This is a genomic window from Promicromonospora xylanilytica, from assembly GCF_054782895.1.
In genome coordinates this window covers 157,861-174,317 of sequence record NZ_BAAGRP010000002.1, presented here as the reverse complement: position 1 = coordinate 174,317, position 16,457 = coordinate 157,861, and the positions used below count along the sequence as shown (strand labels likewise).

12 protein-coding genes are annotated in these 16,457 nt (G+C 74.0%); 7 read left to right on the top strand and 5 right to left on the bottom strand.

Going from position 1 to position 16,457, the window contains the following annotated elements:
• Positions 1-18: 18 nt before the first annotated feature.
• Complete coding sequence (locus tag ACYVK7_RS02525; protein ID WP_460886100.1) at positions 19-726, bottom strand: response regulator; 708 nt, start codon at positions 724-726, stop codon at positions 19-21.
• Positions 723-2,231, bottom strand: coding sequence for a sensor histidine kinase (locus tag ACYVK7_RS02520; RefSeq protein ID WP_460886099.1), 1,509 nt, complete (start codon positions 2,229-2,231; stop codon positions 723-725). The genes ACYVK7_RS02525 and ACYVK7_RS02520 overlap by 4 nt, the downstream gene beginning before the upstream one ends.
• A gap of 153 nt (positions 2,232-2,384) precedes the next feature.
• Between ACYVK7_RS02520 and ACYVK7_RS02515 the strand changes: the two genes are divergently transcribed.
• The 4 genes from ACYVK7_RS02515 to purE all read left to right on the top strand — a co-directional run bounded on the left by ACYVK7_RS02515 (position 2,385) and on the right by purE (position 6,280).
• Positions 2,385-3,068 (top strand): response regulator transcription factor, encoded by a 684-nt coding sequence (locus ACYVK7_RS02515; RefSeq protein WP_026366105.1) that lies wholly within the window; start codon positions 2,385-2,387, stop codon positions 3,066-3,068.
• 4 nt (positions 3,069-3,072) lie between these two features.
• Positions 3,073-4,428, top strand: a complete 1,356-nt coding sequence (locus tag ACYVK7_RS02510; RefSeq protein WP_460886098.1) for a sensor histidine kinase — start codon at positions 3,073-3,075, stop codon at positions 4,426-4,428.
• A 137-nt stretch (positions 4,429-4,565) separates the two neighbouring features.
• A complete protein-coding gene (locus ACYVK7_RS02505; RefSeq protein WP_460886306.1) occupies positions 4,566-5,774 on the top strand; it encodes a 5-(carboxyamino)imidazole ribonucleotide synthase in 1,209 nt (402 codons plus the stop codon).
• Positions 5,771-6,280 carry a 5-(carboxyamino)imidazole ribonucleotide mutase gene (purE, locus tag ACYVK7_RS02500; RefSeq protein WP_460886097.1) on the top strand — a complete coding sequence of 170 codons (510 nt, stop codon included), beginning with the start codon at positions 5,771-5,773 and terminating at the stop codon, positions 6,278-6,280. The genes ACYVK7_RS02505 and purE overlap by 4 nt, the downstream gene beginning before the upstream one ends.
• 106 nt (positions 6,281-6,386) lie before the next feature.
• Here the strand turns inward: purE and ACYVK7_RS02495 are convergent, their stop codons facing one another.
• The 3 genes from ACYVK7_RS02495 to ACYVK7_RS02485 all read right to left on the bottom strand — a co-directional run bounded on the left by ACYVK7_RS02495 (position 6,387) and on the right by ACYVK7_RS02485 (position 10,281).
• Positions 6,387-7,949 carry an LCP family protein gene (locus ACYVK7_RS02495; RefSeq protein WP_460886096.1) on the bottom strand — a complete coding sequence of 521 codons (1,563 nt, stop codon included), beginning with the start codon at positions 7,947-7,949 and terminating at the stop codon, positions 6,387-6,389.
• A 2-nt stretch (positions 7,950-7,951) separates the two neighbouring features.
• Positions 7,952-9,292 (bottom strand): LCP family protein, encoded by a 1,341-nt coding sequence (locus ACYVK7_RS02490; RefSeq protein WP_460886095.1) that lies wholly within the window; start codon positions 9,290-9,292, stop codon positions 7,952-7,954.
• A gap of 251 nt (positions 9,293-9,543) precedes the next feature.
• Positions 9,544-10,281: a TIGR03089 family protein gene (locus tag ACYVK7_RS02485; RefSeq protein WP_460886094.1), complete on the bottom strand. Its 738-nt coding sequence runs from the start codon at positions 10,279-10,281 to the stop codon at positions 9,544-9,546.
• A 768-nt stretch (positions 10,282-11,049) separates the two neighbouring features.
• Between ACYVK7_RS02485 and ACYVK7_RS02480 the strand changes: the two genes are divergently transcribed.
• The 3 genes from ACYVK7_RS02480 to ACYVK7_RS02470 all read left to right on the top strand — a co-directional run bounded on the left by ACYVK7_RS02480 (position 11,050) and on the right by ACYVK7_RS02470 (position 16,442).
• Complete coding sequence (locus tag ACYVK7_RS02480; RefSeq protein ID WP_460886093.1) at positions 11,050-11,391, top strand: WhiB family transcriptional regulator; 342 nt, start codon at positions 11,050-11,052, stop codon at positions 11,389-11,391.
• 75 nt (positions 11,392-11,466) lie between these two features.
• On the top strand, positions 11,467-14,844 hold the full coding sequence (locus ACYVK7_RS02475) for a glycosyltransferase family 2 protein (protein ID WP_460886092.1): 3,378 nt from the start codon (positions 11,467-11,469) through the stop codon (positions 14,842-14,844).
• Positions 14,841-16,442, top strand: a complete 1,602-nt coding sequence (locus ACYVK7_RS02470) for a DUF5719 family protein (protein ID WP_460886091.1) — start codon at positions 14,841-14,843, stop codon at positions 16,440-16,442. The genes ACYVK7_RS02475 and ACYVK7_RS02470 overlap by 4 nt, the downstream gene beginning before the upstream one ends.
• Positions 16,443-16,457 lie beyond the last annotated feature (15 nt).

Below are 16,457 nucleotides of genomic sequence, written 5' to 3'. Positions count from 1 at the left end.
GTCGGGAGGAGCCAGACGTCAGCTGTTGGGGCGGACCAGACCCGTCTCGTAGGCCGTCACCACCGCCTGTACGCGGTCCCTGGCGTCGAGCTTCGACAGGATGCGTCCCACGTGCGTCTTGACCGTCGCCTCGGCCACGAACAGGTCCGACGCGATCTCGGTGTTGGACCGTCCGCGCGCCATGAGCACGAGCACCTCGCGCTCGCGGCCGGTCAGCGCGGCGAGCGCCTCGTGCGGGCCCGCCGCCTGCTCGGGCGGCAGGGTCGTGACCAGACGCTCCATGAGCCGGCGCGTGGACGACGGCGCGATCACCGCGTCCCCCTGGTGCACCGTGCGGATCGCCGTGAGCAGCTCCTCCGGCTGGGCGTCCTTGAGCAGGAACCCGCTGGCGCCCGCCCGGATCGCGTCGAGCACGTACTCGTCCAGGTCGAACGTGGTGAGCACGACGACGCGGGGGTCGCCCGCCGCCGCGGCGGCGCCGTTGGCGAGGAGCGCGCGGGTGGCGGTCAGCCCGTCCATCGCGGGCATGCGCACGTCCATCAGCACCACGTCGGTGGCCGTCGTGGCCAGCCGGCGCAGGGCGTCCCGGCCGTCGTCGGCCTCGGCCACGACGAGCAGGTCGGGCTGGGAGTTGATCACCATGCGCAGACCGGCCCGGACCAGGGGCTGGTCGTCGACGAGCGCGACGCGCACCGGTCGGTCGGGGGCGTCGGGGCTGTGGGTCATCGGGCTCCCTGTTCGTGGTTCTGGTCGGGGGTGTCGTCCGTCGTGCGGTCGGTCGTGCCGTCCGTGGCCTGGTCCGCGGCACTCGTGCGGTCCGTGTCGGGCTGGTCGCTCGTGCGGTCCTCGAGCGCGCGGGGGATCGGCACCACGAAGCGCACCGAGAACCCGCCGCCCCTGCGGGGCCCGGCCGCGAGCTTCCCGCCGAACATCTCCGCGCGCTCGCGCATCCCGAGCAGACCGTACCCGGCGGTCGGTGCCGGCACGTCGGGGGTGGCGGAGTCGTCGGCGGCCAGGCCACGGCCGTCGTCATCCACCCGCAGCTCGACCTCCTCCTCGCCCCAGCGCAGCAGGACGGTGACCTTGGGCCGGGGGCCCGCGTGCTTGCGCACGTTCGTGAGGGCCTCCTGGCAGACGCGGAACAGCGTGAGCCCGACACCGGGCGGCAGGCGGCGCTCTGCGCCCACCCGTGCCCACGAGACCGTGAGCCCGTCGTCGCGGGCCTGGTCGACGAGCCCGCCGATGTCGGCCGCGTCGGGCTGCGGCCGTAGGGGGGCCGCGCTGCCCGACGGCGGGGCTGTCGCCGGGCCGGCGGCTCCCGGTCCGCCGGCGCCCCGAGCGGCGGCTCCCGGGCCTTCCACGGTGCCTGTCTGCCCGTCGTGGGTGCCAGCGGCGGACGGCGGCCGGACGAGCCGGGGCGGGGCGCCGTCGGGAGCGACCAGACCGAGCGGGGTCGGAGTGCTGGGCTGGTCCTCCCGCAGCACCCCGAGCAGGCGACGCATGTCGGCCAGTGCCGCACGGCCCGTCTCCGCGATGGTCCCGAGGGAGCGCTGGGCGGCCGCCGGGTCCGCGGCGGCGGCGTACCGTCCGCCGTCGGCCTGGGCGATGACCACCGACAGCGAGTGGGCCACGATGTCGTGCATCTCCCGCGCGATGCGGGACCGTTCCGCGGCGGTCGCGATCTGGGCCTGCTGGTCGCGCTCGATCTCGAGGCGTTCCGCGCGGTCGCGCAGGGCGTCCATCATCAGGCGACGGGACCGGCGGACCAGGCCGAACGCGAAGGCGCAGCCCATGGTCGCCAGCGTCGGGAGGATAACGGTCAGGCTCTGCCAGGAGAAGGACTGGGAGAGGTTGTAGCCGAGGGACAACGCTCCGAGCACCGTCATGCCACAGGCCGCGAGATAGGCCCGCCGGGTGCCGTAGACGGTGACGCAGTACATGGAGACGAGCACGCCGAAGTCGGCGGCGATGACCGGCAGGTCGAAGACCCACAGCTGGACCATGCAGGCGGCGAACACCGCCGTGGCGGAGGCGAACGGGCGGGTCCGGCACCAGGGGAGCGGCGCGAGCACCAGGACGGAGGCGAGGACTATCCAGGTGGCGTCGAACCGCGTGGCGTAGACGGACAGGGCTCCGGGGATCGCGAACAGAGCCGCCACCAGTGTCGAAGCGAGGTCGACAAGGAACCGGTGATGCTCGGACCACCGCGACCACCGCTCGTACCAACCCATGCAGGTCAGAGTAGGTCTAACCGTTGCGCCGGCGCGTCATACCGTGGTAGCACTTGCGCCATGGCACCCTCCACCGAAAGGATTCGGTGAGGTGGTTGTCGGGTGGGGTGCCCGGGTAGCGCCAGAGCGTCGGTTATGCCCTACGATGGCGAAATGACTCACGTACTCCTAGCCGAGGACGACCCGGCCATTGCCGAGCCGTTGGCACGAGCGCTCTCCCGTGAGGGATACGACGTCGTCGTGCAAGGAACCGGCAAAGGTGCGATCGAGAGCTCGACCGGTGCGGACATCGTAGTTCTGGACCTGGGCCTTCCGGACATGGACGGGCTCGATGTCGCGCGCGAGATCAGGGCCAATGGCCTCACCGTGCCCGTGCTGGTGCTCACCGCCCGTGCCGACGAGGTGGACCTCGTCGTGGGTCTCGACGCCGGCGCCGACGACTACGTCACCAAGCCCTTCCGTCTGGCCGAGCTGCTCGCACGGGTGCGGGCGCTGCTGCGTCGCTCGCACGGCGAGACCGGCGAGGAGGAGGAGCTGCACGCGCAGGACGTCCGCGTCGACGTCTCCGCGCACCGCGCCTTCCAGGGTGACCGCGAGCTGCACCTGACCACCAAGGAGTTCGACCTGCTGCGCGTCCTCGTGCAGAACGCCGGCTCCGTGGTCGTCCGGGACACGCTGATGCGCGACGTCTGGGGCTCGGACCCGGTCGGCTCGACCAAGACGCTGGACATGCACGTGTCCTGGCTGCGCCGCAAGCTCGGCGACGACGCCAACGCGCCGCGCTACGTCTCCACCGTGCGCGGTCTCGGTTTCCGCTTCGAGATCGGGGCGAGCTAGCCAGATGCGCGCCCGCGTGCTGCAGGCGACGATCGCCGCGGTTGCGGTCGCCGTCCTGCTCCTGGGCATCCCGCTCGCGATCTTCGGTGCCCGGTACGTCTACGGCCAGGAAGCGCAGCGAGTCGAGACCCGGGCCCAGGACCTGCTGGCTGCTGCCGTCAACTCCTACGAGCGCAACCGCTCGGCCGCCGAGGCCGGGTTCGTCGACCAGTCGGTCGTCGACCGGGCGGTGCAGCCGCAGGAGACGGACATCGTCGCCTACGTGACGGTGAATCAGCCCAACGGCGTGCAGCTGGTCTCGGGCGAGCCCGTGACCGGCGCGACGATCGACCGGGGACTCATCTCGGACACGCAGCCGGTCATGGGCGTCGTGGTCTCCGTGTCGGCCTGGCCCGCGTACATCAAGGCGATCAACGTCGTGGTGCTCGTCGTGTTCGGCAGCGTCGGCGCGTTCGCCGCCGGTGCCGTCACGGCGGCCTGGCAGGCGAACCGGCTGGCGCAACCCTTCGTGTACCTGGCCGCGTCGGCCGAACAGCTCGGCGCGGGACAGGTACGTCCACGGCTGGATCCGTCCGGCGTGGAGGAGATCGACCTGGTCGCGGCGGAGCTGGCCCGCAGCTCCGACCGGCTGGCGGCGCGGCTCGCCGTGGAGAGACAGTTCACGTCGGACGCCTCGCACCAGCTCCGCACGCCGCTGACCGCACTGACGATGCGCCTGGAGGAGATCACTCTCACCTCCAGCGAGCCGGACGTGCAGGAGGAGGCCCGGATCTCGCTCGAGCAGGTGGAGCGGCTGGTCGGCGTGGTCGACGACCTGCTCTCCCGCTCGCGGCGTGCCCAGGGCGGCACCACCGAGTCGGTCGACGTCGCCGTCGTCTTTCTCCAGCAGGAGGAGGAGTGGCGTGAGTCGTTCGAGCGCGCGGACCGGCACCTGAACGTCGAGGACTCGGGCGGTGCCCGCGTCCTGGCGACGCCGGGCGCGCTCGCCCAGGTGCTCTCCACGCTGCTGGAGAACTCGCTCAAGCACGGCGACGGCACCACCACCCTGCGGATCCGCGAGGGACAGCGGGGCGCCATGGCCATCGAGGTCACGGACGAGGGCTCCGGCGTGCCCGAGGACATGCAGGGCAAGATCTTCGAGCGCGGCGTCACGTCGGGCGCGGGGACGGGCCTCGGGCTCGCCCTGGCCAAGGACCTCGTGGCGGCCGACGGCGGAAACCTGCAGCTCACCCAGCGCACGCCGCCGGTGTTCTCCGTGTTCCTCTCGGGCGTGCCCAAGACGCTCGACCCGCACCAGGTGCTGCCCGTGGGGTCCAAGATCTCCAGCTTCGGCCAGAAGAAGAGTCGCGGCCGCCGGTAGGCTTCACCGACGTGAGCGCAACACTCGATCCCGCCCCGGCTGAACGACCGCTGTCCACCGGCGAACCGTCCGGCACCGCCTCCTCCCCGACGGGACCGCCCGTCGTCGCGGTGGTCGGTGGCGGCCAGCTGGCCCGCATGATGGCGCCCGCCGCCGGCGAGCTGGGCATCCGGCTGCGCGTCCTGGTGGAGGACCCGGCGTCGTCCGCGGCCCAGGTGGTGACGGATACGCCGGTCGGCGAGGCTCAGGACGAGGCGGCGATCCGCTCGCTGATCGCCCCCGCGTCCGGCCCGGCGGCGGCCGTGCTGACGTTCGAGCACGAGCACGTGCCGAACGTCCTGCTCACGGACCTCATCGAGCACGGGACGCCCGTGCGGCCAGGCCCCCACGCGCTGGTGCAGGCGCAGGACAAGATCGTGATGCGGCGCAGGCTCACCGAGCTCGGGGTGCCGTGCCCGCGCTGGGCGCCGCTCCCGGCGTCGTCCCCGGAGGACGGGCGGGCCGCCCTGGCGGTCTTCCTGAACGAGGCGGACGGCGAGGCCGTGGTGAAGACCTCCCGCGGCGGCTACGACGGCAAGGGCGTCCGCGTGGTCTCGTCCCCTGACGACGTCGACGACTGGTTCGCCGGCGTCGCGGACGGCGGCCCGCAGCTGCTCGTCGAGGAGAAGGTGCCCTTCGTGCGCGAGCTGGCCGCGCTGGTGGCACGCCGTCCGTCGGGCGAGGTGCGGGCCTGGCCCGTCGTGGAGTCGGTGCAGCGGGACGGGGTGTGCTCCGAGGTGATCGCACCCGCGCCCGGCCTGACCGCCGAGCTGGACGCGCGAGCCCGCGAGATCGCGACCACGGTGGCGGAAGGGCTCGACGTGACCGGCGTGCTCGCCGTCGAGATGTTCGAGGTGACCGGGCCGGACGGCGTGCCGACGGTCCTGGTCAACGAGCTCGCGATGCGTCCGCACAACAGTGGGCACTGGACCATCGACGGCGCCGTGACCAGCCAGTTCGAGCAGCACCTGCGTGCCGTGCTGGACCTGCCGCTCGGCGCCACCGAGCCGACGGCGCCCTGGACCGTCATGGCGAACGTGCTGGGCTCCACGCTGGACGAGCTCACCGGCGCCCTGCCCGACGTGCTCGCGGCGTTCCCCGAGGCGCGCGTCAACCTGTACGGCAAGGACGTCCGACCCGGCCGCAAGCTGGGGCACGTGAACGTGAGCGGCACCGACCTGGACGAGGTGCGCGGCCGGGCGGTCGCGGCGGCGGCCCTGCTGAGGGGCGAGGCGCCGGCGACGGTCGTGCCCGCGTCGCGGGTCGCGCCCGTCGAGATCACCACCGAGGAAGAGGCGAACGCATGAGCGGCAACCCGCAGGTCGGCATCGTGATGGGGTCGGACTCCGACTGGCCCGTCATGCAGGCGGCCGCCGAGGCGCTGGGCGAGTTCGAGGTGCCGGTCGAGGTCGACGTCGTCTCGGCGCACCGCATGCCCACCGAGATGATCGACTACGGGCGGCAGGCCGCCGGTCGCGGCCTGCGGGTGATCATCGCGGGCGCGGGCGGCGCGGCGCACCTGCCCGGGATGCTGGCTTCGGTGACGCCGCTGCCCGTGATCGGGGTGCCGGTGCCGCTGAAGTATCTGGACGGCATGGACTCGCTGCTGTCGATCGTGCAGATGCCGGCCGGGGTGCCCGTCGCAACGGTGTCGATCGGCGGGGCGCGCAACGCGGGCCTGCTCGCCGCGCGGATCCTGGCCTCGGGGACCGGCGACGAGGCCGCGGCTCTGCGGGAGCGCATGGAGGCGTTCCAGACGGAGCTGAGCGCGGTCGCGCACGCCAAGGGCGAGAAGCTCCGCGCCCAGCTCTGACAAATTCGCCGAGGTAGTCATCTGGCGAGGTAGTCGCCTGGCGAGGTAGTCACTCGGCTTGCGCTGAGTGACTACCTCGCCAGATGACTACCTCGGCGGGGTGGGGTCAGGAGCCCGGCATGCCGCCTACCTTTTCGCCGGCCGGGTACTCGCCGTCCCGGATCTTGGCCCAGAACTCGCCCACCTGGTTCTCGTCCAGCAGCACCGCCGAGGCGCCCGAGGGGGTGCGGTAGCCGATCGTCTCGATCGGCGGGGTGCCGGTCACGCCGTCGTCTCCGTTCGCGGAGCGGAACGCGAGCCCGAGCGAGGCGAGGTCGATGATGCCTGAGTCGGTGTCGGTCACGACGGTCCCCAGGCCGGCGTCGACGAGGCCCACCTGGGTGGCCGGGTTGAGCAGGACGCCCGGGTCCGCGACCTTCTTGCCGACGGCGGCGATGAGCTGCTGCTGCCGCTCCGTACGGCCGATGTCGCCCGTCGGGTCCGCGTAGCGCATGCGCGAGAACGCGATGGCCGTCTTGCCGTCCGTCACGTGGCAGCCGGCCTTCCAGTCGAGCTTCGACTTCACGTCGTGCACGTCGTAGTCGAGGCACAGTCGCACGCCGCCGACGGCGTCCACCACGCCCTCGATGCCGCCGAACCCGACCTCCGCGTAGTGGTCGACGGTCAGCCCGCTGAGCTGCTCCACCGTCTGCACCAGGAGCGGCGCGCCGCCGTACGAGTACGCGGCGTTGATCTTGTCGCCGCCCACGCCGGGGATCTCCGCGTAGGTGTCACGCGGGAGCGAGATGAGGGCCACCGGACCCGACCGGGGCTTGTGCAGCAGCATGATCGTGTCGGTGCGCGCGCCGCTCGTCGAGTCGTCGATGCCGCCGCTGCCGCGGGCGTCCGAGCCCGCGAGCAGGTAGGTCGTGCCCGGCGTGCCCGACGCGTCGGACAGCGCCTCGACGTGCTGGATCTTGCCGTTGGCCCAGATCATGAGACCGATCGGCCACGCGAGGACGGCGAGCAGGACCAGCACCATGACCACGCCGAAGACGCGGCCCTTGCGGATGCGGATGTTGCCACCGCCCCGTCCCCCGGAGGCCAGGGCGCTCGGCGGGTTGCCGCCGCCCCGTCCGCCACCGGCCGGCGGGCGGGGTGCGCTGCGCACCGGCGTCGGGCGCACGGGGCCCGCGCTCGCCCGGACCGGGCGGCCCGGGGGGATGGCCTGCGGCGGCTGTCCGCCGGCCGCCGGCGCCGAGCGCGGCGGGATGGACCGTGGCGCCTGCCCGCCGGACTCACCCCGCACAGGAAGCCCCGACCTACGTGGTGGGACGGGCGGGGGATTGTTGCGCTGGCCGGACACCGGTACCTCCCGAGAAGACTGTCTACGGATGCGTGGTTCGCTGCGGGCCCCGTCCGAGCCTTCCGGCCGTCCGATGCGGTGAGCACCGCCGACGCCGGGAATCCCGACGCCGGGGGTCTCCGCGTTCGCGAGCCCGCCCTGCTCCTTGCCCGCCACGCCCGGCACGACACGGGGACGCTCGCCCGTGTCACCGACCGGGATGGCGTCGTCCGCGCCCGGCCGCCCGCTCACGCCCTGCGGCGTGAAGCTGGGGGGTATCCGGACGCGCGTCACGTCGTCGTCGGCGCCCTGGGCCGAACGGTTCGACGTTCTGGGATCTGACATGGCTAGCCGCAGACCTTGGTGGTGTCGGCGCCGGTGAAGGCTTCTTCACCGGCCTGCTTGATATCGGTCGACTCCGGCGTGGGCTCGGTGGCGCCACTGGTGTCGGTACCGGTCTCGCTGCCAGTCTCCGTCCCGCCATCGGTCCCGGCATCCGCACCGGCATCCGTGCTCGCACCATCCGTCGGAGCGGAGGGCGACGCGGACGCCGAGGGGTCGGCCGACGGAGCATCCGGGTCGAACCCTGCGGGCCTGTCGTGCTTGATGTTGTCCCACAGCTGCACGGCCTCGTCGGTCCAGAGGACGTTCGCCGTCATGACCGGGTCGTACTCGTTGGGGACGGTCATGAACGTGATCGTGTCAGGCCGCACGTCACGCATCGAGTAAGCCAACCCGGCGAGTCCGTCGATGCTGGCGAGCTCCTTGTTCATGGTGAGCGAGCCGGTCACCGCGTCGAGGAAGCCGAGGGTCTTGGTGGGGTTGGTCAGCACGTCCTGGCTCAGCACCTTGCGGGCGAGCGAGGCCATGACCTCCTGCTGCCTGCCGATGCGGCCGAGGTCGGTCCCGTCGCCGAGGCCGTCGCCCGTCCTGGCCCTGGCGTAGTCCAGCGCCTTGACCCCCTGCAGCCTGTGCGTGCCGGGGGCGAGCTCCAGGTGGTTCGCCTTCTCGGAGTAGATCGCCTCCTCGACGCACACGTCGATGCCGCCCACCGCGTCGATCATCGACGAGAACCCGGCGAAGTCGACGACCACGAAGCCGTTCATGAACACGCCGGTCAGCTTCTCGATCGCGGTCACGGTGCACAGCGCGCCCGACGCGACGTCACCGCCGTACTGCACACCCTGGGAGAACGCGGCGTTGAACTTGGTGCCGTACAGCTCAGGGGTGGTGGTGCCGTCCTGCGTCGTGCAGCTCGGGAGGTCCACCGTGGAGTCCCGGGGGATGGAGATCATCTCGACCCGCGACCGGTCGCCCGAGATGTGCATGACGACGGTGGTGTCGGAGCGGGCGCCCATCTCGCCGCCGCCCGCCAGGTCCGCGTTGTCGCCGCCGCGCGAGTCGCTGCCCATGATCACGATGTTGAGCGGGGTGCCCGCGTTCGGGTCCTCGGGCAGCACTTCCTTCGGGCGGTCCGGGCCGAGGACGGCCATCTCCGCCGTCTCGATGTTCCCGGTCAGCTGGGTCACGGCTGCCGCGCCGCCGGCGATCGCGAGCGACAGCGCCGCGACGACCACCATCCCGACCGTCCGGGAGGCGCCGCCACCCTGCCCGTTCAGCGTCCGGGCATGGGACGGCCCCTTGGCGGGATTCGTCGCACCTGGGGCGCTGAAGTCAGGGAACGTCACGGCCACCGATCCTAGGGGCTGGGGGTTGTACGGCGGCGCACCGCCCGAGGTCGGACCGTAGAGGGTTCGTGGAGAAGCCCGAAGACGGTGTGCCGCCCCGTGCAAAACAACGGGCGACCGGGCATTTCGATGTGCGGATGACCGGGATTCCGGTTCTTTCGGGCGGCGCCCCGGCCCGGCCCACCGGCGCTCGGCTTACCGGCGCTCGGCCTACCGGGCGCCCGGCCGGAGCCGGCCGGCGCTCGTGCATGTCACCGCTGGGCCTGCTCGGTGCTCAGCAGCCGGGTCAGCCGCGCGTCGTCCAGCTCCAGCTCCGCCGCGGTGGCCGGCGATGTCAGGACCACGGAGCCGCCGCCCGCCCAGACACCGAGCAGCTCCAGCAGCACGTCCGCGACCGCGCCGCGCCCGTCCACCAGCACGCGGGCGCCGGCCCCGGGCTCCGGGACCAGGCCCTTGTGCGCGACGGTCCCCGCCGCGGTCACCAGGGCGTCCTGTTGGGGTTCCACCTCTGGCACCCAGCCGATGGCGTCGCCGTACGTCATCACCGCGGAGGCCGCGTCGATGGCGCCGGCGGGCAGGTCGCCGTCGTACCTGCGGGCGAGCGCGGGCAGGGAGACGGCGACGAGGTCCGCACCCGCGTCGGCCCAGCGGTCGGGGCCGTCCGTGACGACCACGTCCGGGGCGGCCCCGGCGGCGTCGGGCAGGGCGACCGTCGCGCCGGTGCGCCAGGCCGCCAGCGCCCACACCACGGTGCGCCAGTGCACGGGCAGGTCGACGACGACACGGGTGCCCGGCGCGGCGTCGAACTCCTCCACGAGCAGGTTGACCGTCTTGCTCGCCCAGTTGGCGAGCACAGCGCCGGAGAGCTCGACGCGCTCGCCGTCGTCGCCGTACCAGGTGAGGCGGGGGCGCCCGCCGTCCGCCGCGAGGCGGGAGAGGAGCGAGGCGATGTCGGGCACGGGGCCGCCGCTGCGGGGCGCGATCTGCATGCCGCCAGCCTATGAGGTCCCGGTGCCCGTCCGGCGACCAGAGGAGCTGGATCTGGTTCCGTGCGGGAGATTGGGTGGTGTGGGTGGTGTGGGTGGTGTGGGTGGTGCCGCCGAGCCGCAAGTTGCGCGTGGACGAGGCGCCGAGCCGCAACTTCCGTGTCCATGCGACCGCTCGGTGACGTGTTCACATCGATTCGGCGTCAGAGGTCGCCATCAAGTTGCGGTTCGGCCCCGGTACGGGGCTTGATCGGCGTCTGTATTGCGGTTCGAACCGGCAGGCAGGAACAGTCGACGTCCAACTTGCCGTTCGCCGCCCCCGAGCACCGCTCCCCGAGCACCGCTCCCCGAGCACCGCCAGTGTCCGTCGCCCAATCACCAGCGTCGGCCGCACCAGTCACCACTACCTGGCCGGAGCCCCCGCCCAGGGGCCGCGCGGCGTTCACACCGTGATCTCCCAGCATCTCCGCCACTACCAGAGCCCCTCGGCGTGGCGACTCGCCGGTACCTGAGAACAGGGAAAAGCCGGGGTCACGGGTGAGACGTGCGCCACGACCTGCGGAAGGACTCGTGAATTACCCGTGGAATCCGTGGGCGATAGCACATTTCCGCTTGACGACTCCAGGCGACACGCGTGTAATTCCATGTATGCAGTTTTCGTAGCGCATACGCAACGGGGCCTGGAAACTGCAGGTCTGGCCAGCAACGATTGATCGGGACGGGTCGGCCGGCAAGGCCCCGGAGCACGGACACGGCATGGAGGGGCACGTCATGTGGAACATTCTGGAATCGGACGTGAAGTTCCCGACTGACGCGGAGAACGCGGCGGTGCCGGTGGCGCCGGTCCTGCCGCTCTTCGGCGAGCTGTACGAGCTGACGGAGCCGGACGAGTCGTTGCTCGGCTGGCAGGAGCGCGCCCTGTGCGCGCAGACCGACCCGGAGGCCTTCTTCCCGGAGAAGGGCGGGTCCACACGCGAGGCCAAGAAGGTCTGCTCCGGCTGTGAGGTCAGGGCCGAGTGCCTGGACTACGCGCTGGAGAACGACGAGCGATTCGGGATCTGGGGAGGTCTCTCGGAGCGTGAGCGGCGCAAGCTGAAGCGCCGGGCGGTCTGAGAAAGCAGAGTCTCACCCTTCGACCGGCGCGTCTGCGGCGTGTCGGCGCAGACGCGCCGCATGATGTGAAGCGAGATGAGCGCTCCACGTACCGACAGCCTGTCGGCTCCCAGCCCGGACCGGGGTCCCCACGAGGCCACGGTCGGGCCCGTGTGGGCCAAGGTGCCCGCCCAGTCCTCCGCACCCGCGCCGAGGGCCGTCACGGTGACCGCGGTCGTGGTCACGCGCGGCAGCAGCCCCTACCTCGCCGCGACGCTCGCCGCGCTGCGGACCCAGGTGCGCACCCCGGACGACGTCATCGTCGTCGACGTGGACACCGCCCCTGCCACGTCGGGCCACCAGGACCTGCAGCTCGGCGGCGCGCGCTTCGTGGCCGGCGCCGGCGCCCGGACCTTCGGCGACGCGATCACGGCCGCTCTCGCCGCGACGAACGCGCCGGAGCGCGGCTGGCTCTGGTTCCTGCACGACGACTCGGCGCCGGCGCCCGGCGCCCTCGCGGCCCTGACCCGTGCGGTGGAGCACTCGAACGCGGTGGCCGTGGCGGGCTGCAAGCAGCGCCGCTGGGAGTCGGGCCCCGACGGCGAGCCCCTCGACCCCGAGCTGTCCGACCGCGGGGTGCTGGTCGAGGTGGGCCACACCGTGTCGCCGCTCAGCCGCCGGATGACCGGCATCGACGACACGGAGATCGACCAGGGGCAGCACGACTCGCGCGAGGACGTCCTCGCGGTCGGCCTCGCCGGGGCGCTCGTGCGCGCGTCCGTCTGGCGGGAGGTCGGCGGCACGGACCCGGTCTACGGCCAGCTCGGCGACTCGACCGACTTCTGCCTCCGCGTGCGGCTCGCCGGCCACCGCGTGGTCGTGGTGCCGGACGCCGTGGTGCGGCACGCGCAGGTCGCCCTGCACGCCCCGGGCTCGTCCGGTGCGCGGCGCCGTAGCCAGCTCTACCTGCGGCTGACGTCGGTCGCGCCATGGACCCTGCCGTTCGCGATGCTCGCGATGGTGCTGTGGGCGCCGTTCGCGGCGGGCTACCGGCTGGCCATGAAGCAGCCGGAGCAGGCCCGCGACGAACTCCTCGCGCCGCTGTGGGCGGTGTTCCGTCTGGGGCCGCTGCTGCGCGCGCGGCGGCGCATCGCGCGCACGTCGACGGTGCCGCGCAGCGTGCTGCGACCGCTGCTGGGCACCTGGCGCGAGGTGGCGGCGGAACGGCGTGACAGACGGCTCGCCCGCGGCGAGGCCCACCGGGTCGACGCCCCGTCCGAGCTGGAGCAGGCGGAGCTGCACGTGCTGGCCGTCCGCCGCCGCTCGGCGCTCGCCGTGGTCGTGCTCGCCGCGGTCGGGCTGGCGGCGGCGCTGTTCGGTCCGGCGTTCGGAGCCCTTGCGTCGGGCGGCCGGCTGGTCGGCGGGGCGCTGCTCCCCGCGGGCGGTACCACGGCGTCGGCGTGGTCGGCCGCGACGTCCGGCTGGGTGCGGGACGGGCTGGGTACCGCCGCGGCGGCGGACCCCCTGCTGCTCGTCCTGACCGGCCTGTCGGCCCTGGTCGGCGGCTCCCTGCAGCATGCGGTGGACGCGGTGCTCCTGCTGGCGCTGCCGGTAGCCGCCGTCGGTGCGTGGGCCGCCGCGGGCACGGTGACGCGCTCGGTGTGGCTGCGGGTGCTCGCCGCGCTCGCGTGGACGGTCGCGCCCGCGTTCCTCGGGGCGCTGGAAGGCGGCCTCTTCGGCGGTGTCGTGGCGCACGCGCTGCTGCCCTGGACCGCCGTCGCGCTCGTCCGTGCCGTGGGCGCGCAGGCCGTCGACCGGCTCGGTCCGGCCGACGGCGCCGCCGAGGAGCAGGCCGGTGCCGCCGCTCGTACGTCCCGGCCGAGCGCCGGGTCGCTGGGCGCGGCCGGAGCGGCCGGGCTGCTGCTCGCCTGCGTGGTGGCCGGGGCTCCCGCGCTGCTGCCCGCCGCCGTCCTCGTGCTGACGGGTTCCGTGCTCGTGGCGCCGCGCCGTCGCGGCTACCTGGCGCTCACGCTCGGTCCGGCCCTCGTCGTGGGCGCCCCGCTGTGGTGGACGGTGCTGCGGGACGGCGACCGAGGCCTGCTGACGGCCGAGCCGCTGGCCGGGTCGGGCGTCCCCGCGCCGGGTACCGCGTCGGGCCTCGAGCTGCTGCTCGGCCTGCCGTCGGCCCCCGCCCCCTGGTTCGACGTGCCCGACGGCGGCCCGTTCCTGCTCGGCGTCCGCGCCGTCGTGACGGCGGGCCCGTGGGCCCTCGGCGCGCTGGTGCTCGCCCTGGCGGTGGTCGGTCTCGTCGCGGCGCTGCTGCAGATCGGCCGCGGACGAGGTGCCGGCACCGGGCGGCACGTCGCCGGGACGACGCTGGTGGGCTGGCTGGTCGCGGCAGCGGGTCTCGCCGTCGCGGTGCTCGCCCAGGACGACGGCCGGTGGTCCGGCCCGGGGCTCTCGCTGCTCGTCCTCGGTCTCGGCACCGCCGCCCTCGCGGGCGCCCAGGCCCTCTCGGGGTGGGGGACGACGCTCCGCGGCTTCCTCGGCGGGACACGCCGGGTCGCCGTGGTCGGGCTGGTCGTGCTCGCCCTCCTGCTCCCTGCCGCACAGGCCGCCGCGTGGCTGACCGGCTCCGGAAGCGTCGCGGCTGCCGGACGGGCCGGGATGCTGCACGTCGCGACCGCCCCGGTGGTGCCCGCCGTCGGGCAGCAGATGCAGGCCCCGCCGCGGCAGGCGCGTGTGCTCGAGGTCGGGTTCGCCGCGGACGCCGAGGGCACCGCTGTCGAGGGCACCGTCGAGTACGCGCTGCTGCGGGCCGACGGCTCGCAGCTCGCCGACGTCTCGGCGGCGGCGCGCGCGACGTCGGGCGGGGATCGCGCAGCGGGAGGCGAGCCCGCCGTGGCGCTGGACGCCGCGGTCGCCGCGCTGGTCTCCGGTGCGACGGAGGGGGTGCCGGGCCGGCTGGCCGACCTGGGTATCGGCGCGGTGCAGGTCCGGTCCGCCGGCTCGGGTGCCGGAGCCGGGGCCGTCGGTGACCTCACGGCCACGCTCGACATGGTCCCCGGCCTGAGCCGGGTCACCGAGGGGCAGGACGTCTCGGTGTGGCGGGTAGCGCCCGAGGGCGAGCCGGCGCCGGGCTGGGCCCGCGTCGAGGAGTCGGGGACCCCCGGCGAGACGCTGGCGTCGGCGGGCACGACGGTCCGTGCCGACGTCGAGGCGGGCGGCACGGACCGCACCGTCGTCCTCGCGGAGGCGGCGGGCTCCGGCTGGCACGCGACGCTGGACGGACGCCGGCTGGAGCCGGTGCCCGACGCGACCGGCCTGCAGACCTTCGCGCTCGGGCCCGACCCCGGGCACCTCGTGGTGCGCTACGAGGCGCCCCACCGCACGGCCTGGCTGGTGCTCACGACGTTCACGCTGGTGGTCTTCGCCCTCCTGGCCCTGCCGGTGGGACGCAGGAGGGTTCGATGAAGCGCACGAAGCGAGGGGTTCCCGCGGCCGCCCGGCGGACGGCGGCCGCGGTCGGTGGTCTGCTGTGCGCCATGGCGGTGGGCGCGCTCGCCGTCACCGACGGCGGGGGACCCGCCGCCGTGGCGCCGACGGACGAGGTGCGCGCGATCCCCGTGGCCGCCGCCGAGACCGGGCTGGTCTGCCCAGCACCGGCGGAGCTGCGGCAGCCGGACGTCGGCGACGACGAGTTCAGCGCGGCCCCCGTCAAGACCACGACGTCGCTGACCACCGCCGTGCTGGACGGCGCGGAGGGCGCGGAGCCGTCGGTGACCGCTCTCGACGGGGCTGCGTCGGCCGACCTCACCGGCCCGCTCGACGCGGGCGACCTCGCCCACGTGCGTGCCGGCGAGGTGGACGGTGCCCGCACGCTGCGCGTGACGCCGAGCGGGGCCACCTACGCGACCGGGACGGTCGCGTCCGTGACCACCGCCGGTGACCTGCGTGGACTCGTCGCCGGGCCGTGCGCCGCGCCGGCCGTCGAGCACTGGCTGGTGGGCGGCAGCACGTCGGTGGGGTCCAGCGGCCGCCTGGTGCTGCAGAACCCCGGCCGGACGCCCGCCACCGTGACGCTGGAGGCGTGGGGCGCGTCCGGCCCGGTGGTCCTGGGGAGCCAGTCGCTCGTCGTGGTGCCCCCGGGCGAGCAGGTGGTCACCATGCTCGAGGCCGTCGCGCCCGACCAGAGCCGCCTCGCGCTGCACGTCACCGCGAAGGGCGGACGGGTCGGCGCCTACGTTCAGCACCACCGCATCGAGGGGCTGCTGCCCGCCGGCGCGGACCTCGTCGTGGGCTCCGGCGCCCCGTCACGAACGACGGCGGTGTCCGGCGTGGTCAGTACCGGAGAGGCCGTCGACGACCCGCACGCGCCGCGGCTCGCCCTCCTCGCCCCGGGCGACACCGCCGGGACCGCCCGTCTCTCCGTGCTCGGCCCGGACGGGCCGGTCCGGCTGCGGGGTGGTGAGGAGGTGGCGCTCGAACCCGGCCGGCTCACCACCCTGCCCCTCGGTGGGCTGCCCGAGGGCGCCTACACGGTGGTCGTCGACGCCGACGTCCCGGTCGTCGCGGGAGCAGCCCTGGACCGGGAGGGCAAGGCCGCGCAGGACGCCGTGATCGACGACGACCCGTACGACCGGGCCTGGCTCGCCGGGCAGGCGGTGCCCGCGGGGGGCGCCGTGGCCGACGGCGCGGTCGCCGTCCCGGAGCACGTCGCCTACGGGGTGACGCTGAGCGGCGTGCCCGACGAGCGGCACCCGGACCGGATCGGGGACGTGGACGGCAGCACCGAGGTGGCGCTGCGCGGCGTCGGGCCGGACGGCGAGGAGGCCTGGACCCACACGGTCGAGGTACCCACCGGACAGACGGTCGAGGTGGACGAGGCCGAGCTGGCGGAGCTCGGTGACGCCGTCGCCGTGATCGCGGAACAGCCCTCCGACGAGCCCGGGGTGGTCTGGTCGGTGCGCCTCGCCGAGGAGGACGACGAGTCGCTCTTCTCGGTGCTGACGCCCACGGCCCCGCTCGCGGCGGGCGGGGACGTACACGTGCGCCGGGTCGACGCCGGCTGAGCCCTCGCGGGCGGC

Coding starts and splice junctions, on each gene's coding strand:
- purE (WP_460886097.1), top strand. CDS start 5,771: ATGAGCGGCAACCCGCAGGTCGGCATCGTGATGGGGTCGGACTCCGAC.
- ACYVK7_RS02480 (WP_460886093.1), top strand. CDS start 11,050: ATGTGGAACATTCTGGAATCGGACGTGAAGTTCCCGACTGACGCGGAG.
- ACYVK7_RS02485 (WP_460886094.1), bottom strand. CDS start 10,281: ATGCAGATCGCGCCCCGCAGCGGCGGCCCCGTGCCCGACATCGCCTCG.
- ACYVK7_RS02510 (WP_460886098.1), top strand. CDS start 3,073: ATGCGCGCCCGCGTGCTGCAGGCGACGATCGCCGCGGTTGCGGTCGCC.
- ACYVK7_RS02505 (WP_460886306.1), top strand. CDS start 4,566: ATGATGGCGCCCGCCGCCGGCGAGCTGGGCATCCGGCTGCGCGTCCTG.
- ACYVK7_RS02470 (WP_460886091.1), top strand. CDS start 14,841: ATGAAGCGCACGAAGCGAGGGGTTCCCGCGGCCGCCCGGCGGACGGCG.
- ACYVK7_RS02515 (WP_026366105.1), top strand. CDS start 2,385: ATGACTCACGTACTCCTAGCCGAGGACGACCCGGCCATTGCCGAGCCG.
- ACYVK7_RS02495 (WP_460886096.1), bottom strand. CDS start 7,949: ATGTCAGATCCCAGAACGTCGAACCGTTCGGCCCAGGGCGCCGACGAC.
- ACYVK7_RS02520 (WP_460886099.1), bottom strand. CDS start 2,231: ATGGGTTGGTACGAGCGGTGGTCGCGGTGGTCCGAGCATCACCGGTTC.
- ACYVK7_RS02525 (WP_460886100.1), bottom strand. CDS start 726: ATGACCCACAGCCCCGACGCCCCCGACCGACCGGTGCGCGTCGCGCTC.
- ACYVK7_RS02475 (WP_460886092.1), top strand. CDS start 11,467: ATGAGCGCTCCACGTACCGACAGCCTGTCGGCTCCCAGCCCGGACCGG.